General features: G+C 62.9%; 22 protein-coding genes. 19 read left to right on the top strand and 3 right to left on the bottom strand.

Features of this window, described 5'->3' with window-relative positions; all coding sequences use genetic code 11:
• Positions 1-32: 32 nt before the first annotated feature.
• Positions 33-374, bottom strand: a complete 342-nt coding sequence (locus JVX91_RS21715) for a DMT family protein (protein WP_017518056.1) — start codon at positions 372-374, stop codon at positions 33-35.
• 69 nt (positions 375-443) lie between these two features.
• Between JVX91_RS21715 and JVX91_RS21710 the strand changes: the two genes are divergently transcribed.
• The 3 genes from JVX91_RS21710 to JVX91_RS21700 all read left to right on the top strand — a co-directional run bounded on the left by JVX91_RS21710 (position 444) and on the right by JVX91_RS21700 (position 3,695).
• Positions 444-2,684 (top strand): alpha-glucosidase, encoded by a 2,241-nt coding sequence (locus JVX91_RS21710; RefSeq protein ID WP_205336196.1) that lies wholly within the window; start codon positions 444-446, stop codon positions 2,682-2,684.
• A gap of 25 nt (positions 2,685-2,709) precedes the next feature.
• On the top strand, positions 2,710-2,964 hold the full coding sequence (locus JVX91_RS21705; RefSeq protein ID WP_054907940.1) for a YkgJ family cysteine cluster protein: 255 nt from the start codon (positions 2,710-2,712) through the stop codon (positions 2,962-2,964).
• 125 nt (positions 2,965-3,089) lie between these two features.
• A complete protein-coding gene (locus tag JVX91_RS21700; RefSeq protein ID WP_205336195.1) occupies positions 3,090-3,695 on the top strand; it encodes an START domain-containing protein in 606 nt (201 codons plus the stop codon).
• 208 nt (positions 3,696-3,903) lie between these two features.
• Here the strand turns inward: JVX91_RS21700 and gltA are convergent, their stop codons facing one another.
• Positions 3,904-5,187 carry a citrate synthase gene (gene gltA / locus JVX91_RS21695; RefSeq protein ID WP_045208034.1) on the bottom strand — a complete coding sequence of 428 codons (1,284 nt, stop codon included), beginning with the start codon at positions 5,185-5,187 and terminating at the stop codon, positions 3,904-3,906.
• Between the two features lie 354 nt (positions 5,188-5,541).
• On the opposite strand from gltA, the gene sdhC reads away from it, so the two are divergent.
• The 11 genes from sdhC (at position 5,542) to JVX91_RS21640 (ending at position 19,568) form a co-directional block, all read left to right on the top strand.
• Positions 5,542-5,928 carry a succinate dehydrogenase, cytochrome b556 subunit gene (sdhC, locus tag JVX91_RS21690; RefSeq protein WP_167523168.1) on the top strand — a complete coding sequence of 129 codons (387 nt, stop codon included), beginning with the start codon at positions 5,542-5,544 and terminating at the stop codon, positions 5,926-5,928.
• On the top strand, positions 5,922-6,290 hold the full coding sequence (sdhD, locus tag JVX91_RS21685; protein ID WP_024765472.1) for a succinate dehydrogenase, hydrophobic membrane anchor protein: 369 nt from the start codon (positions 5,922-5,924) through the stop codon (positions 6,288-6,290). Before sdhC ends, sdhD begins: the two co-directional genes overlap by 7 nt.
• Positions 6,291-6,293: 3 nt before the next feature.
• Positions 6,294-8,066, top strand: a complete 1,773-nt coding sequence (gene sdhA / locus JVX91_RS21680; RefSeq protein ID WP_054907941.1) for a succinate dehydrogenase flavoprotein subunit — start codon at positions 6,294-6,296, stop codon at positions 8,064-8,066.
• An 11-nt stretch (positions 8,067-8,077) separates the two neighbouring features.
• Complete coding sequence (locus tag JVX91_RS21675; RefSeq protein ID WP_024765470.1) at positions 8,078-8,785, top strand: succinate dehydrogenase iron-sulfur subunit; 708 nt, start codon at positions 8,078-8,080, stop codon at positions 8,783-8,785.
• A gap of 249 nt (positions 8,786-9,034) precedes the next feature.
• Complete coding sequence (locus JVX91_RS21670) at positions 9,035-11,866, top strand: 2-oxoglutarate dehydrogenase E1 component (protein ID WP_205336194.1); 2,832 nt, start codon at positions 9,035-9,037, stop codon at positions 11,864-11,866.
• Positions 11,867-11,908: 42 nt separating this feature from the next.
• Positions 11,909-13,135 (top strand): 2-oxoglutarate dehydrogenase complex dihydrolipoyllysine-residue succinyltransferase, encoded by a 1,227-nt coding sequence (gene odhB, locus JVX91_RS21665; protein ID WP_205336193.1) that lies wholly within the window; start codon positions 11,909-11,911, stop codon positions 13,133-13,135.
• 81 nt (positions 13,136-13,216) lie between these two features.
• Positions 13,217-14,653 carry a dihydrolipoyl dehydrogenase gene (gene lpdA / locus JVX91_RS21660; RefSeq protein ID WP_205336192.1) on the top strand — a complete coding sequence of 479 codons (1,437 nt, stop codon included), beginning with the start codon at positions 13,217-13,219 and terminating at the stop codon, positions 14,651-14,653.
• Between the two features lie 160 nt (positions 14,654-14,813).
• The gene (sucC, locus tag JVX91_RS21655; protein WP_205336191.1) at positions 14,814-15,980 is read left to right on the top strand and encodes an ADP-forming succinate--CoA ligase subunit beta; all 1,167 of its coding nucleotides are present in this window, start codon (positions 14,814-14,816) and stop codon (positions 15,978-15,980) included.
• Positions 15,980-16,861, top strand: a complete 882-nt coding sequence (gene sucD / locus JVX91_RS21650) for a succinate--CoA ligase subunit alpha (protein ID WP_038803160.1) — start codon at positions 15,980-15,982, stop codon at positions 16,859-16,861. Before sucC ends, sucD begins: the two co-directional genes overlap by 1 nt.
• Before the next feature lie 483 nt (positions 16,862-17,344).
• Entirely contained in the window at positions 17,345-18,658 is a 1,314-nt protein-coding gene (gene brnQ / locus JVX91_RS21645; protein ID WP_205336190.1) for a branched-chain amino acid transport system II carrier protein, read from the top strand.
• A 148-nt stretch (positions 18,659-18,806) separates the two neighbouring features.
• Positions 18,807-19,568, top strand: a complete 762-nt coding sequence (locus JVX91_RS21640) for a DUF599 family protein (protein WP_024762429.1) — start codon at positions 18,807-18,809, stop codon at positions 19,566-19,568.
• A 64-nt stretch (positions 19,569-19,632) separates the two neighbouring features.
• On the opposite strand, the gene JVX91_RS21635 is transcribed toward JVX91_RS21640, so the two are convergent.
• On the bottom strand, positions 19,633-19,854 hold the full coding sequence (locus JVX91_RS21635; protein WP_205336189.1) for a hypothetical protein: 222 nt from the start codon (positions 19,852-19,854) through the stop codon (positions 19,633-19,635).
• A 160-nt stretch (positions 19,855-20,014) separates the two neighbouring features.
• Between JVX91_RS21635 and JVX91_RS21630 the strand changes: the two genes are divergently transcribed.
• The 5 genes from JVX91_RS21630 (at position 20,015) to JVX91_RS21610 (ending at position 25,015) form a co-directional block, all read left to right on the top strand.
• On the top strand, positions 20,015-20,488 hold the full coding sequence (locus tag JVX91_RS21630) for a PaaI family thioesterase (protein ID WP_205336188.1): 474 nt from the start codon (positions 20,015-20,017) through the stop codon (positions 20,486-20,488).
• Positions 20,485-20,931: a PaaI family thioesterase gene (locus JVX91_RS21625; protein WP_205336187.1), complete on the top strand. Its 447-nt coding sequence runs from the start codon at positions 20,485-20,487 to the stop codon at positions 20,929-20,931. The genes JVX91_RS21630 and JVX91_RS21625 overlap by 4 nt, the downstream gene beginning before the upstream one ends.
• The gene (locus JVX91_RS21620) at positions 20,932-22,170 is read left to right on the top strand and encodes an MFS transporter (RefSeq protein WP_205336186.1); all 1,239 of its coding nucleotides are present in this window, start codon (positions 20,932-20,934) and stop codon (positions 22,168-22,170) included.
• 118 nt (positions 22,171-22,288) lie between these two features.
• Complete coding sequence (gene htpG / locus JVX91_RS21615) at positions 22,289-24,193, top strand: molecular chaperone HtpG (protein WP_205336185.1); 1,905 nt, start codon at positions 22,289-22,291, stop codon at positions 24,191-24,193.
• 90 nt (positions 24,194-24,283) lie between these two features.
• Complete coding sequence (locus JVX91_RS21610; RefSeq protein WP_205336184.1) at positions 24,284-25,015, top strand: dienelactone hydrolase family protein; 732 nt, start codon at positions 24,284-24,286, stop codon at positions 25,013-25,015.
• The last annotated feature ends 53 nt before the right edge of the window (positions 25,016-25,068 follow it).

The following is a 25,068-nucleotide window of genomic DNA, read 5'->3' as shown; positions in this document are numbered from 1 at the left end:
GCAGAGATCGTCGTGCGCCGCTCCTGTCCGCCTCAGGCGCGGAAGATAAAGTACACCGCGCCCAGCAGGCACAGCCCGGCCCATAGATAGTCGAGCTTCAGTGGCTGCTGCATGAAGTACACGCTGAACGGCACGAAGACCGCCAGCGTGATGACCTCCTGCATGATCTTCAGCTGCCCCACCGACATCACCGTGTAGCCGATGCGGTTGGCCGGCACCTGCAGCAAATACTCGAACAGTGCGATCCCCCAGCTGACCAGCGCCGCGATGATCCACGGCTTGCTGTTCAGGGTTTTCAGGTGGCCGTACCAGGCGAAGGTCATGAACAGGTTAGAGAGCGACAGCAGAAACGCGGTTTGCAGCCAGACCGGCATGGCAGAGGCTCCAGAGGGGGACTGCGCCTGAGCCTACTGGATGCGCCATGAGACAGCCAAGGGGCGGGGATGATCAGGTTCGTATTGCGCGGCACCATACTGCTGTTGGTGCTGGGGGGCGGCGGCTGGAAGGGCTGGAACTGGTGGCAGCAGCGGCCCGTGTGGGCGCAGTTGACGGTAGCGCCGGCCATGGCCTCCGAGCGGAGCTGGGGCCTGGGCGACTATCGCCTGGACTGGGACGGCGAGTCCTTCGCCCTGCGCGCGGGCGAACATCCGGCGCAGACGCTGTGGCAGACCCGTGGCGGGTTTCTCGCGGCCGGCATCGGCCGGGTCGACGCCGAGGAGCATCGCGGCGCGATGTTCGTCCACGAACACCGCGATCTGCTGTGCCGCCAGCAACAGTTGGATGCCGTGCGAGTTGATGGCGAGAAGTTGCTGATCGAGGGGACGCTGACCTGCGCCGATGGTCGGCGATCCGCTTATACCGTGACACTGCGGGCCGATGGCGAGCGCGGCGCGGTGCTGGATGCAAGCCTGGGCGACCCTGCTCTGAACCGCCTGTACCTGGCCTGGGCGAGAGAGGCCGACGAGCAGTTCCACGGCTTTGGCGAACAGTTCACCCGCTTCGACCTGAGCGGGCGACGCCTGCCGATCCTGGTACAGGAGCAGGGCGTAGGCCGTGGCCTGCAGCCCATCACCATGGCCGCCGACCTGACCGCACGTGCCGGCGGCGACTGGTGGACCACCTATGCGCCGGTGCCGTTCTACCTGACGTCGCGGCTGCATGCTTTCTTCAGCGAGGCTCCGGAGTACCAGGTTTTCGACCTGCGCGACGACCAGCGCGTAGCGCTCGAGGTACACGCCGGCAAGCTCCAGGCCCACCTTTATAAAGGTAACAGTCCCAAGGCGCTGATCGAGGCGCATACCTCGGTGGTCGGGCGGATGCCGCCGCTGCCGGGCTGGACGCAGCAGGGCGTGATTCTCGGCTTGCAGGGCGGGACCGAGCGGGTACGCAACATCGTCGATCAGCTGGAGCAGGCAAAGGTGCCGATGGCGGGCGTCTGGGTGCAGGACTGGGTTGGCCAGCGCACCACCAGCTTCGGCAAGCAGTTGTGGTGGAACTGGGTGCTGGATGGCGAGCGCTATCCGGGTTGGGCGGCCTTCAATGCCGGCTTGCGGGCCAAGGGAATTCGCAGCCTGGCTTATGTAAACCCCTTCCTGGTGGACACGGCGGAGAGAGGCGGGGCGACGCGCAATCTCTACCGCGAGGCCTTGGCGCACGGCTATCTGACGCAGGATGCCAAGGGCCAGCCGCTGCAACTGCAGAACACCAGCTTCAGCGCTGGCATGGTTGACCTGACCAATCCCCAGGCGGCTGATTGGCTGCGCGGTGTGATGCGCGAGGAAATGCTTGGGGCCGGCTTCTCCGGCTGGATGGCGGATTTTGGCGAGGCCTTGCCTTATGAGGCGAAGCTGGCTTCCGGGGAGCCGGCCGCAGCGGTGCACAATCGATACCCGGAGTTCTGGGCCCAGTTGAATCGACAGCTGGTGGACGAGGAGGGCGCGGGCGACCTGCTGTTCTTCATGCGTTCCGCCTACAGCCACAGCCCTGGCTTGACCACCAGCCTGTGGCTGGGCGATCAGTTGGTGACCTGGGATGCCGACGACGGTCTGCACAGTGCGCTGTTGGGGCTGCTGTCCGGCGGCGTGTCCGGCTTCAGCCTGAATCACAGCGACACTGGCGGCTACACCACTATCACCAGCCCGATCAGGAACTACCATCGCAGCGAGGAATTGTTGCTGCGCTGGATGGAGTTTTCCGCCTTCACCAGCCTGTTGCGTACGCACGAGGGCAATCGCCCGGATGACAACGTGCAGACCTACAGCACGCCGGCTACAGTGGCGCAGTTGCAGCGCTTCGCCACGGTATTCCGCGAGCTGGCGCCCTATCGCCAGCGGCTGATGCAGGAAGCGACGAGGCATGGCTGGCCACTGGTTCGCCCGCTATGGCTGGAATTCCCCGCTGATCCGGCGAGCTTGGCGGAAATGCCGACGAGCTATATGCTCGGCGACCAATTTCTGGTGGCCCCGGTGCTGGAGCCCGGCGTGCAGCGTCTGAACGTGGCGTTGCCCGAGGGCCGCTGGGTGCACCTGTGGAGCGGCAGCACCTTCGAGGTGGCTTCCGGCGGGGCGGTCGAAATCCCTGCACCGATTGGCGAGCCGGCGGTGTTCTATCGCGCCGGTTCTGCCGACGGCGAACGCCTGGCAGCGGCGCTGCGCAAGCAGGGGCTGCTGCGCTCCAACCCATGATCAGCGAGTCGAGAGTTCATCATCCATGCAATGCCGTATCGGCTGTGGCGCCTGTTGCATAGCGCCGTCGATTTCCTCGCCCATCCCCGGCATGCCAGACGGCAAGCCGGCGGGCGTGCGCTGTGTGCAGTTGGATGAGCGCAATCTGTGCAAACTATTCGGCGACTCTCGGCGTCCAAAGGTCTGTGCGGCCTTCGATGCGGACGCCGATGCCTGCGGCAGCAGCAACGAACAGGCGTTGCAGATACTCACCGAGTGGGAACGTATCACCGCCGCCTGATGTGACTTGGAAGTCACGATTTCGCGGTCCATACTGACGCCCCGATCCGCTCAAGACCGCGGATTGCGACAGGGCGCCGGCAATTGCCGACCCCCACGAGACCAAGAATAAAGAGAGGTAAGACGATGCGTGGTGTATTGCGTATGACCCTGCTGGCCACTGCCGTGATGGGCTTTGCCGGAACCGCCCTGGCGGAAGACTGGAAGCTGGAGAAGGACGAGGACGGCGTGAAGGTCTACCTCAGCCCCGTTGCTGGCTCCAAGTACAAGGCCTACCGTGGCGTCGTCGACATCAAGGCCGATGTGGCCAAGATCAACGCCCTGCAGGAAGACGTGGCCGGCTCCTGCAAGTGGATCCACGCCTGCGCCGAGATGCGCCTGCTCAAGCACGAAGGCGATGATTCCTGGACTTACTCGAAGATCGACATGCCCTGGCCGGTGACCGGCCGCGACGTGGTGATCCACGTGACCACCGAGAAGACCGCCGACGGCGGCCTGATCCGTCACCTGAAGGCCGAGCCGACCTATATCCCGGAAGAGAAGGGCGAAATCCGCGTGCCGAAGCTGATCGGCGAGTGGAAGCTGGTACCCAAGGGCGCCGGTGTGACCGAAGTGACCTACCAGGTACAGACCGAGCCGGGTGGCAGCATTCCGTCCTGGCTGGCCAACAGCTTCGTGGTCGACGCGCCGATGAACACCCTCAAGGGCCTGCGCAGCGCTGCCGAGAAGTAATCGGCGCTGTCGTTCCCTTTCGTGAAGAAGCCGCCCTCGGGCGGCTTTTTCGTTTTTGTAGGACCGAGGGGGACGCCCAGTTCTTGCTCGCGAACCGAGTCGTGGGAAACTCGCAGCGGGGCTGTTCGCGAGCAAGCTCGCTCCTACAGAAAAGCCATGGCAATAAAAAGGCCGCCCGAAGGCGGCCTTTTCACATGCACCGTAGCGCTTAGCGGGCTTTGAGGTCCACGAAGTCGCGCTGGGTGGCGCCGGTGTACAGCTGGCGCGGACGGCCAATCTTGTACGGGCCGGAGAGCATTTCCTGCCAGTGCGAGATCCAGCCCACGGTACGTGCCAGGGCGAAGATCACAGTGAACATGCTGGTCGGAATGCCGATGGCCTTCAGGATGATGCCGGAGTAGAAGTCCACGTTCGGATAGAGGTTGCGCTCCACGAAGTAGGGGTCGTGGCGGGCGATTTCTTCCAGCTTCATGGCCAGTTCCAGCTGCGGGTCGTTGATACCCAGCTCCTGGAGAACCTCGTCGCAGGTCTGCTTCATGACCTTGGCGCGCGGGTCGAAGTTCTTGTACACGCGGTGACCGAAGCCCATCAGCTTGAACGGATCGTTCTTGTCCTTGGCCTTGGCCACGAACTTCTCGATGTTCGATACGTCGCCGATTTCGTCCAGCATGCGCAGAACGGCTTCGTTCGCACCGCCGTGAGCCGGACCCCACAGGGCAGCGATGCCCGAGGCGATACAGGCGAACGGGTTGGCACCCGAGGAGCCCGCCAGGCGCACGGTGGAGGTGGAGGCGTTCTGCTCGTGGTCGGCGTGCAGGATGAAGATGCGGTCCATGGCCTTGGCCAGCACAGGGCTGATCGGCTTGGTCTCGCAGGGGGTGTTGAACATCATATGCAGGAAGTTTTCTGCATAGTTCAGGTCGTTGCGCGGGTACATCATCGGCTCGCCCTTGGAGTACTTGTACACCATGGCAGCGATGGTCGGCATCTTGGCGATCAGACGATGCGCCGAGACTTCCCGGTGCTTCGGATTATTGATGTCCAGGGAGTCGTGATAGAAGGCGGAGAGGGCACCGATCACGCCGCACATCACGGCCATCGGGTGCGCATCACGGCGGAATCCGTTGAAGAAGGTCTTCAGCTGTTCATGAACCATGGTGTGGTTCTTGATGGTGCCGACGAACTTTTCCTTCTGCTCGGCAGTGGGCAGTTCGCCGTTGAGCAGCAGGTAGCAGGTTTCCAGGTAGTCGGACTTCTCGGCGAGTTGTTCGATCGGGTAGCCGCGATGCAGCAGTACACCTTTATCACCATCGATGTAGGTGATCTTCGACTCGCAGGAGGCGGTGGACATGAAGCCGGGGTCGAAAGTGAAGTGACCCGTGGAGGTCAGGCCCCGCACGTCGACAACATCGGGACCCAGCGTGCCGGAGAGGACAGGCAGTTCGACGGGGGCAGCGCCCTCGATGATCAACTGCGCTTTTTTGTCAGCCATGATGGCCTCCTATTTATGCTTGAAATCATCTGTACGACCCCCCACGCAGGGCCCGCACCACTATAGAGAGATAAATCCGAATGTCAATTTGCACAATCGGAGAAGTTTGGCTCCTCCAAGCCCCTGTTTTGCCGGAAAAATTTGCCTGTTTACGCCTTTTATGGGGGTGCGGCAATTAGTCCTTAGGTGGAGGTCTTTCCGTTGTCATTAGGGGCCTAACTGTCTATACTCGGCGACCAGCCGCCAAGGGCCGTCCGGCCTAGCTTGATTGGTGGTTGTCACTCCCGAAGGTGATGGGTACCTGACAAGTGCACCTCCCGACAACTAGCCCTGATCCATAGAAGGGCTCTCAGTGTGAAAAAAGCCGTGAATAGCAAACGACCCGTAAACCTAGACCTAAGGACCATCCAACTCCCTATCACTGCTTACACGTCGATTCTCCACCGTATCTCTGGCGTCATTCTGTTCGTGGGCATCGCAGTGCTGCTGTTCGCACTGGATCGTTCCCTCGCTTCGGAAGAAAGCTTCGAGCAGGTGAAGGCGTGTCTGACCCATCCGTTGGTCAAGCTTGTGATTTGGGGCCTGCTGTCTGCGCTGCTGTACCACCTGGTAGCCGGTATTCGTCACCTCGTCATGGACGCAGGTATTGGCGAAACACTGGAAGGCGGTAAGCGTGGTTCGAAAATCGTCATCGCTGTCGCAGTGGTGCTGATCGTTCTGGCGGGGGTATGGGTATGGTAACTAACGTCACTAACTTGTCGCGTTCGGGTCTCTATGACTGGATGGTCCAGCGCGTCTCCGCGGTCGTTCTCGCGGCTTATGTTCTCTTCCTGCTGGGCTTCCTGATCGCGCATCCGGGAATCACCTATGCGGAGTGGCATGGTCTGTTCTCCCACAGCCTGATGAAGATCTTCAGCCTGTTGACGCTGGTTTCCCTGAGCGTGCACGCCTGGGTCGGTATGTGGACCATCACCACCGACTACCTGACTCCGATGGCGCTGGGCAAGTCCGCGACCGTCGTGCGTTTCCTCGTCCAGGCAGTATGCGGCATGGCCATGTTCGCATTCTTCGTCTGGGGTGTGCAGATTCTCTGGGGTAACTGATCCATGGCTAGCATTCGTACTCTTTCCTTCGACGCCATCATCGTTGGTGGCGGCGGCGCCGGCATGCGTGCCGCACTGCAACTGGCCCAGGGTGGTCACAAGACTGCCGTGGTGACCAAGGTCTTCCCGACCCGTTCGCACACCGTATCCGCCCAGGGCGGCATCACCTGCGCCATCGCTTCGGCCGACCCGAACGACGATTGGCGCTGGCACATGTACGACACCGTCAAGGGCTCCGACTACATCGGTGACCAGGACGCTATCGAATACATGTGCTCCGTCGGCCCGGAAGCCGTGTTCGAGCTGGAACACATGGGCCTGCCGTTCTCCCGTACCGAGCAGGGCCGCATCTATCAGCGTCCGTTCGGTGGCCAGTCCAAGGACTTCGGCAAGGGTGGCCAGGCTGCGCGTACCTGCGCCGCGGCCGACCGTACCGGTCACGCCCTGCTGCACACCCTCTATCAGGCCAACCTGAAGAACGGTACTTCCTTCCTTAATGAGTGGTACGCGGTCGATCTGGTGAAGAACCAGGACGGTCATGTGGTTGGCGTGATCGCCATCGACATCGAAACCGGCGACACCGTTTATATCCGCTCCAAGGCCGTGGTCCTGGCCACTGGCGGTGCCGGCCGTATCTACGCCTCCACCACCAACGCCCTGATCAACACCGGTGACGGTATCGGCATGGCGCTGCGCGCCGGTGTGCCGGTGCAGGACATCGAGATGTGGCAGTTCCACCCGACCGGCATCGCCGGCGCTGGTGTACTGGTCACCGAAGGTTGCCGCGGTGAAGGTGGCTACCTGATCAACGCCCATGGCGAGCGTTTCATGGAGCGTTACGCTCCGAACGCGAAAGACCTGGCTGGTCGCGACGTGGTTGCCCGTTCCATGGTTAAAGAAGTGATCGCCGGTAACGGCGTGGGCCCGAACAAGGACCACGTACTGCTGAAGCTCGACCACCTCGGCGAAGAAGTTCTGCACAGCCGCCTGCCCGGCATCTGCGAACTGTCGAAGACCTTCGCCCACGTCGACCCGGTCGTCGCTCCGATCCCGGTTATCCCGACCTGCCACTACATGATGGGCGGCGTTGCCACCAACATTCATGGCCAGGCGTTGACCACCGATGCCAACGGCAACGAGCAGATCATCGAAGGCCTGTTCGCCGTAGGCGAAGTGGCTTGCGTATCGGTACACGGCGCCAACCGCCTGGGCGGCAACTCGCTGCTCGACCTGGTTGTGTTCGGTCGTGCCACCGGCCTGCACCTGGAGAAGGCGCTCAAGGATGGTATCGAGCACCGCCAGGCTTCCGAGTCCGACCTGGAATCCGCTTTCAAGCGCCTGAACGGCGTGAACGAGCGCACCAGCGGCGAAGAAGTCGCTCCGCTCAAGCGCGAGCTGCAATCCTGCATGCAGAACTACTTCGGTGTGTTCCGTACCGGCGAGTACATGCAGAAGGGTATCGCTCAGCTGGCTGATCTGCGTGAGCGTATCGCCACCGTCAAGATCAACGACAAGAGCCAGGCATTCAACACGGCGCGTATCGAAGCGCTGGAACTGCAGAACCTCCTCGAAGTGGCCGAAGCCACTGCGATTGCGGCAGAAGCCCGCAAAGAGTCCCGCGGCGCGCATGCCCGTGAAGACTTCGAGGAGCGCGATGACGAGAACTGGCTGTGCCACACCCTGTACTTCCCGGGTGAGAAACGTGTAGCCAAGCGTGCCGTCAACTTCGCGCCGAAAACTGTTCCGGCATTCGAACCCAAGGTTCGTACTTACTAAGGGTGCCCGCCATGTTGCAAGTGAGTGTTTACCGCTACAACCCTGAGAAGGACGCTGCACCCTACATGCAGGACTTCCAGGTCGATACCGACGGCAAGGACATCATGGTCCTGGACGTACTGGCGCTGATCAAGGAACAGGACGAGGGCTTCTCCTATCGTCGTTCCTGCCGTGAAGGCGTGTGCGGCTCCGACGGTATGAACATCAACGGCAAGAACGGCCTGGCCTGCATCACCCCCCTGTCGGCCGCTGGCCTGAAGGGCGGCAAGCTGGTCCTGCGTCCGCTGCCGGGTCTGCCGGTCATTCGTGACCTGGTCGTCGATATGCGCATCTTCTACAAACAGTACGAGAGCGTTAAGCCGTTCCTGCAGAACAAATATGCAGCGCCGGCCATCGAACGTCTGCAAAGCCCGGAAGAGCGCGAGAAGCTGGACGGTCTGTACGAGTGCATCCTGTGCGCCTGCTGCTCGACCTCCTGCCCGTCGTTCTGGTGGAACCCCGATAAGTTCCTGGGTCCCGCCGCGCTGCTGCAGGCCTATCGCTTCCTGGCCGACAGCCGTGACACCGAAACTCAGGCGCGCCTGGCGAGCCTGGATGACCCGTTCAGCGTATTCCGCTGCCGCGGGATCATGAACTGCGTGAACGTTTGCCCGAAGGGTCTGAACCCCACCAAGGCAATCGGTCACATCCGTAACATGCTGCTGCAGAGCGGCACTTGATCCGCGGGCCTCGCGCCCACAGATCATGAAAGAGCGACACCTGTGCCGCCGGAACATTGTCCGGCGGTACAGTCCTTAGGACCCAAGCCCACAAAGCGGGGGTCCTGTTTTGAAAACGTATATATGACCAGCAGGGGCATCCGGGCTGGTACCCGGACTATCTGCGGGGATCGGTGGCTTGAAGTCGCTGTGTTTGACTTCGCGCCATAGGTTCCACAGGTGGAGTCCCCTTACCGAGGGTGACCAAGCATGCACGAAAGCGTAATGCAGCGGATGTGGAACAGTGCCCATCTATCCGGTGGAAACGCTGCCTACGTCGAAGAGCTCTACGAGCTCTACCTGCACGACCCGAACGCTGTGCCAGAAGAGTGGCGCACGTACTTCCAGAAGCTTCCCGCCGACGGCAATCCCGCCCCCGACGTCTCGCATTCCTCTATCCGTGATCATTTCGTACTCCTGGCCAAGAACCAGCGCCGTGCTGCGCCTGTTTCCGCTGGCAGCGTAAGCACCGAGCACGAGAAAAAGCAGGTTGAAGTCCTGCGTCTGATCCTGGCATACCGACTGCGCGGCCATCAGGCGGCATCGCTCGATCCGCTGGGTCTCTGGGTGCGTACCGCTCCCTCCGACCTGTCGCTGGAACATTACGGGCTCACCGCTGCAGACCTCGACACCACCTTCCGCACCGGTGAGCTTTACATCGGCAAAGAAGAGGCGACCCTGCGTGAAATCGTCGATGCGCTGAAGCAGACCTACTGCAGCACCATCGGCGCCGAGTTCATGCACATCGTCGATTCCGAACAGCGCCACTGGTTCGCCCAGCGCCTGGAAAGCGTGCGTGGCCGCCCGGCGTACTCCGCTGATGCGCGTTCGCACCTGCTCGAGCGTCTGACCGCTGCCGAAGGCCTGGAAAAATACCTGGGCACCAAGTACCCGGGCACCAAGCGTTTCGGCCTGGAAGGCGGTGAGAGCCTGATTCCGATGGTCGACGAGATCATCCAGCGCTCCGGCTCCTACGGCGTGAAGGAAATCGTCATCGGCATGGCCCACCGCGGCCGTCTGAACGTCCTGGTCAACACCCTGGGCAAGAACCCGCGCGAGCTGTTCGACGAGTTCGAGGGCAAGAAGCTGGTCGAGATGGGCTCCGGTGACGTGAAGTACCACCAGGGCTTCTCCTCCAACGTCATGACCACCGGCGGCGAAGTCCACCTGGCCCTGGCGTTCAACCCCTCGCACCTGGAAATCGTTTCCCCGGTGGTCGAGGGTTCGGTACGCGCCCGTCAGGACCGTCGTAAAGACGGCACCGGCGACAAGGTCGTGCCGATCTCCATCCACGGTGATGCCGCCTTCGCGGGGCAGGGCGTGGTCATGGAGACCTTCCAGATGTCGCAGACACGTGCTTACAAGACGGGCGGCACCATCCACATCGTGATCAACAACCAGGTGGGCTTCACCACCAGCCGCCAGGACGATGCTCGTTCCACCGAGTACGCGACCGACGTGGCGAAGATGATCCAGGCGCCGATCTTCCATGTGAACGGCGACGATCCGGAAGCGGTCCTGTTCGTGACCCAACTGGCCGTCGACTACCGCATGCAGTTCAAGCGTGACGTGGTCATCGACCTGGTCTGCTACCGCCGTCGCGGCCACAACGAGGCCGACGAGCCGAGCGGCACCCAGCCGCTGATGTACCAGCAGATCGCCAAGCAGCGCACCACCCGTGACCTGTATGCCGACGCGCTGATCGCAGCCGGCGTGCAGACCACCGAGCAGGCCCAGGAGAAGGTCGACGAATACCGCGACGCTCTCGACAACGGCCAGCACGTGGTGAAGAGCCTGGTGAAGGAGCCCAACAAGGAGCTCTTCGTCGACTGGCGTCCGTACGTCGGCCATGCCTGGACCGCGCGACACGACACCCGCTTCGACCTGAAGACCTTGCAGGACCTGTCCGCCAAGCTGCTGGAGACCCCGGACGGCTTCGTCATGCAGCGTCAGGTGCAGAAGATCTACGAAGACCGCGCGAAGATGGCTGCCGGTGGCATGCCCATTAACTGGGGCTTCGCCGAGAACCTGGCTTACGCCACCCTGCTGTTCGAAGGTCACCCGGTGCGCATGACCGGTCAGGACGTCGGCCGCGGCACCTTCTCGCACCGCCACGCGGCGCTGCACAACCAGAAGGACGACTCGGTCTACATCCCGCTGGCCAACCTGTTCGAAGGTCAGCCGCGTGTCAGCCTGTACGACTCCTACCTCTCGGAAGAAGCGGTACTGGCATTCGAATACGGCTACGCCACCACCATGCCGAACGCGCTGGTGACCTGGGAAGCCCAGTTCGGTGACTTCGCCAACGGTGCGCAGGTCGTGATCGACCAGTTCATCACCAGCGGCGAAACCAAGTGGCAACGCCTGTGTGGTCTGACCATGCTGCTGCCGCACGGTTACGAAGGCCAGGGTCCGGAGCACTCCTCCGCACGTCTGGAGCGTTACCTGCAGCTGTGCGCCGAGCAGAACATCCAGGTCTGCGTACCGACCACCCCGGCTCAGGTCTACCACATGCTGCGCCGCCAGGTGATCCGTCCGCTGCGCAAGCCGCTGATCGTGATGACTCCGAAGTCGCTGCTGCGTCACAAGCTGGCCATCTCGACCCTGGAAGATCTGGCCGACGGCTCGTTCCAGACCGTGATCAACGAGATCGACAGCCTGGATCCGAAGAAAGTCGACCGCATCGTGCTGTGCAGCGGCAAGGTCTACTACGACCTGCTGGAGAAGCGTCGTGCCGAAGGTCTCGAGAACATCGCGATCGTTCGTATCGAGCAGCTGTATCCCTTCCCGGAGGACGATCTGGCCGAGGTACTGTCGCAGTACAAGAACCTCAAGCACATCGTCTGGTGCCAGGAAGAGCCGATGAACCAGGGTGCCTGGTTCTGCTCGCAGCACCATATGCGTCGTGTCATCGCCGCGCACAAGAAAGGTCTCAACCTGGAATACGCGGGCCGCGAAGGCTCGGCAGCTCCGGCTTGCGGCTACGCTTCGATGCACGCCGAGCAGCAGGAAAAACTGCTGCAGGACGCCTTCACTGTTTAACGCCAACGCGCAGTTGATACCGAATTTAAGGAAACACACATAATGGCTATCGAAATCAAAGCCCCAACCTTCCCGGAATCGGTTGCCGACGGCACCGTCGCAACCTGGCACAAGAAGGTCGGTGAAGCCGTCAAGCGTGACGAGCTGATCGTCGACATCGAAACCGACAAGGTCGTGATCGAAGTGCTCGCCGAAGCGGATGGCGTCCTGGCTGAGATCGTCAAGAACGAGGGCGACACCGTCCTCTCCAACGAACTGCTGGGCAAGCTGAGCGAAGGCGGTGCTGCCGCTGCCGCTCCGGCTGCTGCCTCGGCTCCGGCTGCCGCACCGGCCGCCGCTGCTCCGGCCGCTGCAGCCGACGACAACATCCTCTCGCCGGCTGCCCGCAAGCTCGCCGAAGAGAATGGCATCGACCCGAACAGCCTGGCCGGTACCGGCAAGGGCGGTCGTGTCACCAAGGAAGACGTCGTCGCTGCCGTTGAAGCCAAGAAGAATGCCCCGGCCGCCGCTCCGGTTGCCAAGGCTGCAGCTCCGGCTGCCGCTGCTCCGGTCTTCGCCGCTGGCGACCGCGTCGAGAAGCGCGTTCCGATGACCCGCCTGCGCGCCAAGGTTGCCGAGCGTCTGGTCGAAGCCCAGTCCTCCATGGCCATGCTGACTACCTTCAACGAAGTCAACATGAAGCCGATCATGGACCTGCGCAACAAGTACAAGGACCTGTTCGAGAAGAAGCACAACGGCGTTCGCCTGGGCTTCATGTCCTTCTTCGTCAAGGCCGCCACCGAAGCCCTGAAGCGCTTCCCGGGCGTCAACGCCTCGATCGACGGCAACGACATCGTCTACCACGGCTACCAGGACATCGGTGTGGCAGTTTCCAGCGACCGCGGTCTGGTCGTACCGGTTCTGCGTAACGCCGAGTTCATGAGCCTGGCCGAGATCGAGAACGGCATCGCCACCTTCGGCAAGAAAGCCAAAGACGGCAAGCTGTCCATCGAAGACATGACCGGTGGTACTTTCACCATTTCCAACGGTGGCGTATTCGGTTCCCTGCTGTCGACTCCTATCGTCAACCCGCCGCAGACCGCCATCCTCGGCATGCACAAGATCCAGGAGCGCCCGATGGCCGTTAACGGCCAAGTAGTCATCCTGCCGATGATGTACCTGGCGCTGTCCTACGATCACCGCATGATCGATGGCAAGGAAGCGGTAAGCTTCCTGGTCACCATGAAGGATCTGCTGGAAGACCCGGCTCGCCTGCTGCTGGACGTCTGATACGTCAATTCACACGACGGCCCCGTACTACATGACGGCCCCGCAAGGGGCCGTCCGCTTCACCGGAATAAGGATTGAGATATGAGCCAGAAATTCGACGTGGTTGTGATTGGTGCCGGCCCCGGCGGCTACGTGGCCGCCATCCGTGCCGCCCAGCTCGGCCTGAAGACCGCTTGCATCGAGAAGTACATCGGCAAGGAGGGCAAGGTTGCCCTCGGCGGTACCTGCCTGAACGTAGGCTGCATCCCGTCCAAGGCACTGCTGGACAGCTCCTGGAAGTACAAGGAAGCCAAAGAAGGCTTCGACGTCCACGGCATCTCCACTGGCGGCGTGAAGATGGACGTTCCGGCGATGATTGCCCGCAAGGCCAACATCGTGAAGAACCTGACTGGCGGCATCGCCACCCTGTTCAAGGCCAACGGCGTGACCTCCTTCGAAGGCCACGGCAAGGTCCTGGCCAACAAGCAGGTCGAAGTGACCGGCCTGGACGGCAAGACCCAGGTCCTGGAAGCCGACAACATCATCATCGCTTCGGGCTCCAAGCCGGTTGAAATCCCGCCGGCCCCGCTGACCGAAGACGTCATCGTCGACTCCACCGGCGCCCTGGAATTCCAGAGCGTACCGAAGAAGCTGGGCGTGATCGGCGCTGGCGTCATCGGCCTGGAACTGGGTTCGGTCTGGGCTCGCCTGGGCGCTGAAGTCACCGTCCTGGAAGCCCTGGACAAGTTCCTCCCGGCTGCCGACGAGCAGATCGCCAAGGAAGCCCTGAAGGTCCTGACCAAGCAAGGTCTGAACATCCGCCTGGGCGCTCGCGTCACCGGTTCGGACGTGAAGAAGAAGCAGGTCACCGTGACCTTCACCGACGCCAACGGCGAGCAGAAGGAAACCTTCGACAAGCTGATCGTGGCCGTGGGCCGTCGCCCGGTGACCACCGACCTGCTGGCTGCTGACAGCGGCGTGACCATGGACGAGCGCGGTTTCATCTTCGTCGACGACCACTGCAAGACCAGCGTTCCGGGCGTCTACGCCATCGGTGACGTGGTCCGTGGCGCCATGCTGGCGCACAAGGCCTCGGAAGAGGGCGTGATGGTTGCCGAGCGCATCGCCGGCCACAAGGCCCAGATGAACTACGACCTGATTCCGTCGGTGATCTACACCCACCCGGAAATCGCATGGGTCGGCAAGACCGAGCAGCAACTGAAAGGCGAAGGCGTTGAAGTCAACGTCGGCACCTTCCCGTTCGCCGCCAGCGGCCGCGCCATGGCTGCCAACGACACCACTGGTCTGGTCAAGGTCATCGCCGATGCCAAGACCGACCGCGTACTGGGCGTCCACGTGATCGGCCCGAGCGCCGCCGAGCTGGTACAGCAAGGCGCGATCGGCATGGAATTCGGCACCAGTGCCGAAGACCTGGGCATGATGGTCTTCTCCCACCCGACTCTGTCCGAAGCGCTGCACGAAGCGGCCCTGGCGGTGAATGGCCACGCCATCCACATCGCCAACCGCAAGAAGCGCTAAGGAACGGGACCACGGCGAGGAGGGCGGCAGTCTTTTGCGAGGGGCTGCCGTCCATCCCGCCGGATCGTTTCTCCCCCGAGGGGGACTCGGTCACAGGTGGCGTGGTGCCACGAGCGCCGCGCCGAATGCGCAATACCCAAGACGAAAACGGTAGACAAGCATGAATCTCCACGAATATCAGGGTAAGCAGCTGTTCGCTGAGTACGGCCTGCCCGTATCCAAGGGCTACGCCGTCGACACACCCGAAGAGGCCGCAGAAGCCTGTGAAAAGATCGGTGGTACCGAGTGGGTCGTCAAAGCCCAGGTACACGCCGGTGGCCGCGGTAAAGCGGGCGGTGTGAAGCTGGTCAAGAGCAAAGAGGACGCCAAGGCGTTCGCAGCCAACTGGCTGGGCAAGCGTCTGGTGACTTACCAGACTGACGCCAATGGCCAGCCGGTCAGCAAGATCCTGGTGGAATCCTGCACCGACATCGACAAGGAGCTGTACCTCGGCGCCGTTGTCGACCGTTCCAGCCGTCGCATCGTCTTCATGGCCTCCACCGAAGGTGGCGTGGACATCGAGAAAGTTGCGCACGAGACCCCTGAGAAGATCCTCAAGGCCACCATCGACCCGCTGGTTGGCGCTCAGCCGTACCAGGGTCGCGAGCTGGCCTTCCAGCTGGGCCTCAAGGGCGACCAGATCAAGCAGTTCACCCACATCTTCGTGGGCCTGGCCAAGCTGTTCCAGGACTACGACCTGGCGCTGCTGGAAGTGAACCCGCTGGTGATCAAGAAAGACGGCAACCTGCACTGCCTGGACGCCAAGATCAACATCGACTCCAACGCCATGTACCGTCAGCCCAAGCTGCGCGCCATGCACGACCCGTCCCAGGACGACGCTCGTGAAGCCCATGCGCAGAAGTGGGAACTGAACTACGTCGCGCTGGAAGGCAACATCGGCTGCATGGTCAACGGCGCTGGCCTGGCCATGGGCACCATGGACATCGTCAACCTGCACGGCGGCAAGCCGGCCAACTTCCTCGACGTTGGCGGCGGTGCCACCAAAGAGCGCGTGACCGAAGCGTTCAAGATCATCCTGTCCGACAGCAACGTCGCTGCCGTTCTGGTGAACATCTTCGGCGGCATCGTTCGCTGCGACATGATTGCCGAAGGCATCATCGGCGCCGTGAAAGAAGTCGCCGTGAAAATCCCGGTTGTCGTTCGTCTGGAAGGCAACAACGCCGACCTCGGCGCCAAGGTCCTGGCCGAAAGCGGTCTGAACATCATCGCGGCGACCAGCCTGACCGACGCTGCCCAGCAAGTCGTCAAGGCCGCGGAGGGTAAGTAATGAGCGTCCTGATCAATAAAGACACCAAAGTCATCTGCCAGGGCTTCACCGGCTCGCAGGGTACCTTCCACTCCGAACAAGCCATCGCCTACGGCACCAAGATGGTTGGCGGCGTGACCCCCGGCAAGGGCGGCACCACCCACCTGGGCCTGCCGGTGTTCAACACCGTCAAGGAAGCCGTGGAAGCTACCGGCGCTGACGCTTCGGTCATCTACGTTCCGGCTCCGTTCTGCAAGGACTCGATCCTGGAAGCGGCCTTCGGCGGCATCAAGCTGATCGTCTGCATCACCGAAGGCATCCCGACCATCGACATGCTGGAAGCCAAGGTCAAGTGCGACGAGCTGGGCGTACGCCTGATCGGCCCGAACTGCCCGGGCGTGATCACTCCCGGCGAGTGCAAGATCGGCATCATGCCGGGTCACATCCACCTGCCGGGCAAAGTAGGCATCGTGTCGCGTTCCGGCACCCTGACCTACGAAGCCGTTAAGCAGACCACCGACGCCGGCTTCGGCCAGTCCACCTGCGTGGGCATCGGTGGCGACCCGATCCCGGGCTCCAACTTCATCGACATCCTGAAGCTGTTCCAGGAAGACCCGAAAACCGAAGCCATCGTCATGATCGGCGAAATCGGTGGTTCGGCTGAAGAAGAAGCTGCTGCCTATATCAAGGCCAACGTGACCAAGCCGGTGGTGTCCTACATCGCTGGTGTAACCGCACCGCCCGGCAAGCGCATGGGCCACGCCGGCGCCATCATCTCCGGCGGCAAGGGCACTGCGGACGAGAAGTTCGCCGCCCTGCAGGACGCTGGTGTGAAAACCGTGCGTTCCCTGGCCGACATCGGCAAGGCCCTGGCCGAGCTGACCGGCTGGCCGGTCAAGTAAGCGCCTCGCTTACTAAACCGTCCGTCCACAGAGGCCACCTTCGGGTGGCCTCTGTCGTTATGGCTGCGTCTGACAAAGTGTCGTTCAGGCGACATCGCCGATCATTGCGCGGACGATCTGACGTATGTCAGTGCAGTTCATCGGAATAGATCGTTAGGCTAGCAACTATATGAAGCGTCGCGTTCCCCACAAGGGAAGGCTCGCTCACCGTCAATTCCTACCCGGAAGCGACGGCGATTCCTGACCGTCAAGGATGGCGGGATAACCAGAATGCAGGAGCAAACGGGCCACGAGCCCTTGGAAAACCTCTGCTATCGGACTTCCAAGAACAACTCTCCGTACCGATGACAGCAGCATCACAGGATGCGCAGGCTCGCCCCGAGTGAGTCAGCCAGTCCCGTTCGATGCGGCTTTGTCACGTCCGTACGGCGTGCGTGCCTTGGGAGACCACGAACCCGTTTCAGCACTGTGGTATTTCCCTTCATGAAAGTCTTGAAAGGCCAGGACGTCCTGGCACTTGGTTTTATGACCTTCGCGCTGTTCGTCGGCGCGGGCAACATCATCTTCCCGCCGATCGTGGGCCTGCAGTCGGGGCCGCACGTGTGGATGGCGGCGCTGGGCTTCCTGATCACCGCGGTAGGCCTGCCGGTGATCACCGTCGTGGCACTGGCCAAGGTCGGTGGCGCGATGGACACCCTGAGTCACCCCATCGGCCGCGTTGCCGGAGGGCTGCTGGCGGCTGTCTGCTACCTGTCGGTCGGACCGCTGTTCGCCACCCCGCGTACCGCCACCGTCTCCTTCGAAGTTGGCCTGGCGCCGCTGACCGGGGAGGGCGCGCTGCCGCTGTTCCTCTACAGCCTGGTGTATTTCCTGGTGGTGCTGGTGATCTCGCTGTACCCCGGCAAGCTGCTCGATACCGTTGGCCGCTTCCTCGCGCCGCTGAAGATCATCGCCCTGGCCGCCCTGGGCATCGCCGCCTTCATGCTGCCGGCCGGCCCCATCGGCGTCGCCGAGCCGGCCTACCAGGCCGCGGCGTTCTCCCAGGGCTTCGTCAATGGCTACCTGACCATGGACACCCTCGGCGCGCTGGTCTTCGGTATCGTCATCGTCAACGCGATCCGCTCCCGTGGCGTGGACTCGCCGCGGCTGATCACCCGCTACGCCATCATCGCCGGCCTGATCGCCGGGGTGGGCCTGGCGCTGGTGTATATCAGCCTGTTCCGCCTGGGCTCGGGCAGCCATGACATCGCCGCCGGTGCCGCCAACGGCGCTGCCGTCCTGCACGCTTACGTGCAGCACACCTTCGGCTCGCTGGGCAGCACCTTCCTCGCCGTGTTGATCGCGCTGGCCTGCCTGGTCACCGCCGTGGGCCTGACCTGCGCCTGCGCCGAGTACTTCTGCCGCATCCTGCCGCTGTCGTATCGCAGCCTGGTGATCATCCTGGCCGGCTTCTCGCTGCTGGTATCGAACCTGGGCCTGACCAAGCTCATCCAGTTCTCCATCCCGGTGCTGACTGCGATCTACCCACCGTGCATCGTGCTGGTGGCGCTGAGTTTCTGCGCCAGCCTGTGGCGTTCGCAGACCCGCATCGTCGCCCCGGTGATGGTGATTTCCTTCGTCTTCGGCATCATCGACGCGCTGAAAGGCGCCAAGCTTGACGCCTGGATGCCGGCCTGGATGGAACACCTGCCGTTGGCCGAGCAGGGCCTCGCCTGGCTGATCCCCTCGGTCGTCATGCTGGCCGCGATGGTGGTCATCGACCGCCTGCTGGGCAAACCCCAGGAAGCGATGGCCTGATATCCCGCCATCCATGAAAAAGGCCGCCCACAAGGCGGCCTTTTTCATGTCTGCGATTCTCCACCGTGGGCGTCGTGTCCTGAAACGATAAACTGGCGTCTATCGGCTGCGTACCGACTTCTTTCCGCCTCGAATCGCAAGGAAATCCATGACCGACGTCGTCGACCTGTTCGACATCCAGTACTTCTGGAACCTGCTCGCCATCCTCTGGTTCCTCTTCTGCTGGATCGGCTACACCCGCTACGCCAAGACCAAGGCCCGCGACACCGCGTGCCTGGCCAGCGTGCTGCACCTCTATCGCCAGGACTGGATGCGCCGCGTGCTGCTGCGCGACAACCGCGTGGCGGACGCCAGCGTGATCGGCAACCTGGAGCGCAACGCATCGTTCTTCGCTTCCAGCACCCTGATCATCCTCGCAGGCATTCTGACCCTGCTGGGCTCGGCGGAGCGCACGATCTCGGTTCTCGCGGACCTGCCTTTCGTGACGCCACCTACCCGTGGGCTTTCAGAGCTCAAGCTGCTGTGCCTGGCGGTGGTATTCGTCTATGCCTTCTTCACCTTCAGCTGGTGCATGCGCCAGTACAACTTCGCCGCCGTATTGATCGGCTCGGCGCCCATGGTGGGGGAGCGCAACGTCGGTGAGCTGGAGCGCAAGTCCTTCGCCGAGCGCGCGGCGCGGGTGGTGTCGCTGGCGGCGCACCAGTTCAACCAGGGATTGCGCACCTATTATTTCGGCCTGGCGATGCTGGCCTGGTTCATCAACCCGTGGATCTTCATGCTGGTGACGGCGGGCGTGGTGGGCGTGCTGTACCAGCGCGAATTCCACTCCAGCGTGCTCCACGTGATGGTCTACACGCCGACGCCCCAGGGCGACGCGCCGCGGGACAACGACATTCCTCCCAGCGGCTGATAGCGAACGGCAGAAACGAAAAGGCCCGCAACATGCGGGCCTTTTCTTGTGTTGCGAAGCGAAATTACTGCTTCTGCTCGCCGCCAGCGGGCTCCTGCGGTGCGGTGGCCGGGGCAGCCGGAGTAGCCGGGGAAGCTTCGGGCGCCGGCGGAGTGGTCGGTGCGGGAGTGCTCGGCTGCTCGGTCGCGGCGGGCTCCGCCGGTGCTTTCGGCTCTTCTTTCTTGTCGCAGGCGGCAAGGCTGAAACCGGCGACGAGGATCAGAGCGAAGGGAAGGGTTTTTTTCATTGGAGCCTCCATGTGCGGCTTTCCTGGTGTTAGCCCTTTGAACCGACGTTGTGTGAATTAGTTCAATGAATATTCCTACAGCCCGGTAATGCACCGCTGCAGCCGCGGCGGCGGCCGGGGTATGATGCGGGCCCGTGCAGTCAATCGGTCGGTCGTCCCCATGTCTGAAACTCCACTCCTGGAGCGCGTCGAGCGCTTCCTGTCGGCGCTGCGCCACTGCCAGTTACTGGGCATCGGCGCACATGCGGCGGATGCCTCCGGCCTGACCCTGCGGCTGCCCTACAGCGACGGCATCGTTGGCAATCCGGAGACCGGAGTGATCCATGGCGGCGCCATCACCACGCTGATGGACACTACCTGCGGCATCTCCACGCTCTGTGTCCTGCCCCAGTTCGAGATCTGTCCGACCCTGGACCTGCGCATCGACTACATGCACCCGGCGCAGCCGCACAAGGACGTCTACGGATTCGCCGAGTGCTACCGGGTCACCCCGAACATCATCTTCACCCGTGGCTATGCCTATCAGGATGACCCGTCGGAGCCCATCGCCCACGTGGTCGGCACCTTCATGCGCATGGGCAAGGCGGTGTCCGCCGGCACCGTCAAGCGCGATGTCGAAGGAGGTCGGCAATGAGCACGGTGAACATCGAGCAGATGGTCCGCGCGGCGCACGAGAGCAAGAACTACGATCCGCTGCTGGAGATGATTCCCTACGCTCGGCTACTCGGCATCCGTTGCCTGCGCCTGGGCGATGACGCGATCTTCCAGCTGCCGGCCAACCCGGACAATATCGGCAACCCGACGCTGCCGGCGTTGCACGGCGGTGTCATCGCCGGCTTCATGGAGCACTCGGCGCTGCTGCACCTGTTGATGTTCATGGGCATCCCGCACATGCCCAAGATCATCGACTTCTCCATCGATTACCTGCGTGCCGGGCACTTCCGCGATACCTATGCCCAGTGCCAGGTCTGGCGCCAGGGCAGGCGCGTGGCCAACGTGGCGATCACCGCCTGGCAGACCACCCGGACCGAGCCGATCGCCACCGCCCGCGCGCACTTCAAGGTCGACGGCGCCTGAATGGATACGCTGCTGATCCTGCTGGGGCTGCTGCTGATTCTCGCCGGATACGTCTGGGTCATCAGCAGCGCCTTCGCGCGCAGCCTGTTCTGGGGAATTGCCAGCCTGCTGCCGCCGATGGCGCTGCTGTTCATCGTGACCAACTGGCGCCGCGCCCGCAGTGCCGTGGCTCTGGGGGGGCTGGGCTGCATCCCGCTGGTGGTTGGCTTGACGATGCTCGCCTCGCAGGACTCTGCCCGCCTCGAAGCGATTCTCAGCCTGGCGTGGCTCAAGCCCGAGCCGGTGGTCAAGCCCGAGCTGGCCATCGATCTGCACGGCGAGCTCAACGGCAAGTCGTTCACCCCGGAACAAGCCGAGTACATCGACGGCGTGCTGAGTCTTCGCGAAGGCCAGGACTTCTACGCCCACCGGGAAATACAGGTGCGCCTGCCCGCGGCGGTGAGCGGACCGCTGCGCCTCGACGTCCTTCCCGATGACAAGGGGCGCCTGCCCGAGATCGAAGTCAGTTGGCTGGCGCCGGGCCAGGACCTGCCCGAGGCGGTGCGCCTGCAGCGCGGCTACAGCCTGCACCTGGACCTGACGCCGGAAGCGCCCAATCGCATGCGCGGCGCGTTCCACCTGGTGTTGCCGGCCGAGATGCAGACCACCTTGAGCGGCACTGTCGAGGTGTTCACCGACCGCCTGCGCTACCGCAATGGCCAGGTGGATACGCGCTTCGACTCGCCGGATACCCTGCGCCATGTACTGCAGGATTACCTGGAGCGCCGCTTCGCCAGCCGGGACGTGGTCATAACCCGCCTGCCGCCGCTGGACACCCAGCGCCTCGCGCAGACCCTCTCCGTGGGCGTGGCGGTCGCCAGCGTGCCGCAGGAGCTGCAGGTGGTGCTGGAGAAGACCGATGCCCGAGGCTGGGGCGTACGCAACGACCGTTACCCGCGCCTGAAGGCCGCGGCCGTGGTTGCTGCGCCGGTCGCCGCGCCGGCACCGGTGGCTGCTCCGGCGCCGCAGGGGGCGGAGAGCGGTCGCCTGTCCCTGGAGCGCCTGCAGGCAGCGCCGCAGCGCTACATGAATCGCGGCATGCGGGTCACCACCGAGCGTGGGCGGACTGCCGAGGGGGTTTTCGTTGGGCTGGACGCTGATGGTCGGCTGGTCATCCGTCGGGTGATCGACGGTCCCGGGCAGGCGAGCTACACGCTGCGCCCCAGTGAAGTCGCGGACATCGAACTCACCGCGCGCTGAGCCTTTGCCGGCAGCTGCCGGCGATTTTTCTCCAACCCCTTGAATTGGTTCGGGAAGCCCCCATCTCGCTGACATCGGCCGCATGACGCGGCATTTGTCATCCTCGGAGCGAGAAACGATGAGCGCGGAGACTCAAAAAGAAACACTGGGCTTCCAGACCGAAGTGAAGCAGCTGCTTCACCTGATGATTCACTCCCTGTATTCGAACAAGGAAATCTTCCTTCGCGAACTGATTTCCAACGCCTCCGACGCCGCCGACAAGCTGCGTTTCGAGGCCCTGGCCAAGCCTGAGCTGCTCGAAGGTGGCGCGGAACTGAAGATCCGCGTGAGCTTCGACAAGGACGCCAAGACCGTCACCCTCGAAGATAACGGCATCGGCATGAGCCGCGAGGACGTCATCGCGCACCTGGGTACCATCGCCAAGTCCGGTACCGCCGACTTCCTGAAGAATCTCTCGGGCGACCAGAAAAAGGATTCGCACCTGATCGGCCAGTTCGGCGTGGGCTTCTACAGCGCCTTCATCGTCGCCGACAAGGTGGACGTCTTCACCCGCCGCGCCGGCGCACCGGCCAGCGAAGGCGTGCACTGGTCCTCCAAGGGCGAGGGTGACTTCGACGTCGCCACCATCGACAAGGCCGAGCGCGGCACCCGCATTGTCCTGCACCTCAAGGACGGCGAAGACGAGTTCGCCGACGGCTGGCGCCTGCGCAACATCATCAAGAAGTACTCCGACCATATCGCGCTGCCCATCGAGCTGCCGAAGGAACACCACGGCGAAGAGGCCGACAAGCCGGCCGAAACCGAGTGGGAAGTGGTCAACCGTGCCAGCGCCCTGTGGACTCGTCCGCGCACCGAGGTGAAGGACGAGGAATACCAGGAGTTCTACAAGCACATCGCCCACGACTTCGAGAACCCGCTGACCTGGAGCCACAACAAGGTCGAAGGCAAGCTCGAATACACCTCGCTGCTGTACGTCCCGGCGCGCGCGCCGTTCGACCTCTACCACCGCGAGGCCCCGCGTGGCCTGAAGCTCTACGTGCAGCGCGTGTTCATCATGGACCAGGCTGACCAGTTCCTGCCGCTGTACCTGCGCTTCATCAAGGGTGTGGTGGACTCCAACGACCTGTCGCTGAACGTCTCCCGCGAAATCCTGCAGTCCGGCCCGGTGGTCGACTCGATGAAGTCGGCGCTGACCAAGCGTTCCCTGGACATGCTGGAGAAGCTGGCCAGCAACGACGCCGAGGCCTACAAAGGCTTCTGGAAGAACTTCGGCCAGGTGCTGAAGGAAGGTCCAGCCGAGGACTTCGCCAACAAGGACAAGATCGCCGGCCTGCTGCGCTTCTCTTCCACCAGCGACGAGAGCGGCGAGCAGAGCGTCTCCCTGGCCGACTACATCGGCCGCCTGCAGGAAGGCCAGGACAAGATCTACTACCTCACCGGCGAGAGTTTCGCCCAGGTGAAGAACAGCCCGCACCTGGAAGTCTTCCGCAAGAAAGGCATCGAAGTGCTGCTGCTCACCGACCGTATCGACGAGTGGCTGATGAGCTACCTGCCGGAGTTCGACGGCAAGCAACTGGTGGACGTCGCCCGTGGCGACCTGGACCTGGGCAGTCTGGACTCCGAAGAGGACAAGAAGGCCCAGGAAGAGATCGCCAAGGCCAAAGAAGGCCTGGCTGAGCGCCTGAAGGCTGCACTGGGCGACGAAGTCGCCGAGGTGCGCGTGTCCCACCGTCTGACCGACTCGCCGGCGATCCTTGCCATCGGCGAACAGGACCTGGGCCTGCAGATGCGCCAGATCCTCGAGGCCAGCGGGCAGAAGGTGCCGGAATCCAAGCCGATCTTCGAGTTCAACCCGGCCCACCCGCTGATCGAGAAGCTCGACGCGGAGGCCGACGAGGACCGCTTCGGCGAACTGACCCACATCCTCTTCGACCAGGCAGCCCTGGCTGCGGGGGATAGCCTGAAAGACCCGGCCGCCTACGTGCGCCGCCTGAACAAGCTGCTGGTGGAGCTTTCCGCCTAAGCTGAAGCAGAAGCAAAGCCCGCCTCGGCGGGCTTTGTGTTTTTCCAGTACTCGATGCATTACACCGACAAGCGAAAGGGGAATACCCGAATGACCCAGATCAGCGTGCAACCTGTCGCCTACAGCCTCGATGGCGTGTCCTTCGAAGGCCAACTGGTATTCGACGCGTCCAGCAATGCGCCCCGTCCGTGCCTGTTGATGGCGCCGAACTGGATGGGCGTCAGCCAGGGCGCAGTGGACATCGCCCGCAAGGTCGCCGAGCGCGGCTATGTGGTGCTGGTGGCCGATCTCTATGGCAAGGACGTGCGGCCCAACGGTACGGAGCAGGCCGCCGCCGCGATGATGCCGCTGAAGAACGACCGCGCACTGCTGCGCAAGCGCATGCAACTCTCGCTCAAGACTCTGCTGGACCAGGTGGGCAAGGCGCCCGTGGATACCGCTAAAATCGCCACCTTCGGCTTCTGCTTCGGTGGTTGCTGCGCCCTGGAGCTGGCTCGTGACGGCGCCGCGCTGGCGGCAGCGGTATCCTTCCATGGCACCCTGGATACGCCGAATCCGGCCGATGCGCAGAACATCAAGGGATCGGTGCTGGTTCTCGACGGCGCCGTCGATCCTTTCGTGCCGCGCGAGCAACTGACGGCGTTCGCCAAGGAAATGATCGACGCCAAGGTCGACTGGGCGCTGACCAGCTATGGCGGCGCGGCGCATTCCTTCACTGATCCGCATGCACAGATCCCCGGCAAGATGCAGTACGACGCCAAGGTGGCACGGCGCGCCTTCGCGGCGATGTTCGACCTGCTGGAAGAGCGTTTCGGCAACTGAATCGTCGCCCATGAAAAAGCCCGGCAATCGCCGGGCTTTTTCGTTTCGTGGGT

This window comes from Pseudomonas sp. PDNC002 (assembly GCF_016919445.1).
GTDB lineage: Bacteria > Pseudomonadota > Gammaproteobacteria > Pseudomonadales > Pseudomonadaceae > Pseudomonas.
The sequence above is the reverse complement of the archived record's forward strand: the minus strand, read 5'-3'. Positions and strand labels throughout refer to the sequence as shown.

What these genes read in the sequence shown, in the direction of transcription:
- lpdA (WP_205336192.1), top strand. Translation starts at nt 13,217, where the DNA reads ATGAGCCAGAAATTCGACGTGGTTGTGATTGGTGCCGGCCCCGGCGGC.
- JVX91_RS21675 (WP_024765470.1), top strand. Translation starts at nt 8,078, where the DNA reads ATGTTGCAAGTGAGTGTTTACCGCTACAACCCTGAGAAGGACGCTGCA.
- odhB (WP_205336193.1), top strand. Translation starts at nt 11,909, where the DNA reads ATGGCTATCGAAATCAAAGCCCCAACCTTCCCGGAATCGGTTGCCGAC.
- brnQ (WP_205336190.1), top strand. Translation starts at nt 17,345, where the DNA reads ATGAAAGTCTTGAAAGGCCAGGACGTCCTGGCACTTGGTTTTATGACC.
- JVX91_RS21670 (WP_205336194.1), top strand. Translation starts at nt 9,035, where the DNA reads ATGCACGAAAGCGTAATGCAGCGGATGTGGAACAGTGCCCATCTATCC.
- JVX91_RS21700 (WP_205336195.1), top strand. Translation starts at nt 3,090, where the DNA reads ATGCGTGGTGTATTGCGTATGACCCTGCTGGCCACTGCCGTGATGGGC.
- JVX91_RS21610 (WP_205336184.1), top strand. Translation starts at nt 24,284, where the DNA reads ATGACCCAGATCAGCGTGCAACCTGTCGCCTACAGCCTCGATGGCGTG.
- htpG (WP_205336185.1), top strand. Translation starts at nt 22,289, where the DNA reads ATGAGCGCGGAGACTCAAAAAGAAACACTGGGCTTCCAGACCGAAGTG.
- sucD (WP_038803160.1), top strand. Translation starts at nt 15,980, where the DNA reads ATGAGCGTCCTGATCAATAAAGACACCAAAGTCATCTGCCAGGGCTTC.
- JVX91_RS21715 (WP_017518056.1), bottom strand. Translation starts at nt 374, where the DNA reads ATGCCGGTCTGGCTGCAAACCGCGTTTCTGCTGTCGCTCTCTAACCTG.
- sucC (WP_205336191.1), top strand. Translation starts at nt 14,814, where the DNA reads ATGAATCTCCACGAATATCAGGGTAAGCAGCTGTTCGCTGAGTACGGC.
- JVX91_RS21630 (WP_205336188.1), top strand. Translation starts at nt 20,015, where the DNA reads ATGTCTGAAACTCCACTCCTGGAGCGCGTCGAGCGCTTCCTGTCGGCG.
- JVX91_RS21640 (WP_024762429.1), top strand. Translation starts at nt 18,807, where the DNA reads ATGACCGACGTCGTCGACCTGTTCGACATCCAGTACTTCTGGAACCTG.
- gltA (WP_045208034.1), bottom strand. Translation starts at nt 5,187, where the DNA reads ATGGCTGACAAAAAAGCGCAGTTGATCATCGAGGGCGCTGCCCCCGTC.
- JVX91_RS21705 (WP_054907940.1), top strand. Translation starts at nt 2,710, where the DNA reads ATGCAATGCCGTATCGGCTGTGGCGCCTGTTGCATAGCGCCGTCGATT.
- sdhD (WP_024765472.1), top strand. Translation starts at nt 5,922, where the DNA reads ATGGTAACTAACGTCACTAACTTGTCGCGTTCGGGTCTCTATGACTGG.
- sdhA (WP_054907941.1), top strand. Translation starts at nt 6,294, where the DNA reads ATGGCTAGCATTCGTACTCTTTCCTTCGACGCCATCATCGTTGGTGGC.
- JVX91_RS21710 (WP_205336196.1), top strand. Translation starts at nt 444, where the DNA reads ATGATCAGGTTCGTATTGCGCGGCACCATACTGCTGTTGGTGCTGGGG.
- JVX91_RS21625 (WP_205336187.1), top strand. Translation starts at nt 20,485, where the DNA reads ATGAGCACGGTGAACATCGAGCAGATGGTCCGCGCGGCGCACGAGAGC.
- JVX91_RS21620 (WP_205336186.1), top strand. Translation starts at nt 20,932, where the DNA reads ATGGATACGCTGCTGATCCTGCTGGGGCTGCTGCTGATTCTCGCCGGA.
- JVX91_RS21635 (WP_205336189.1), bottom strand. Translation starts at nt 19,854, where the DNA reads ATGAAAAAAACCCTTCCCTTCGCTCTGATCCTCGTCGCCGGTTTCAGC.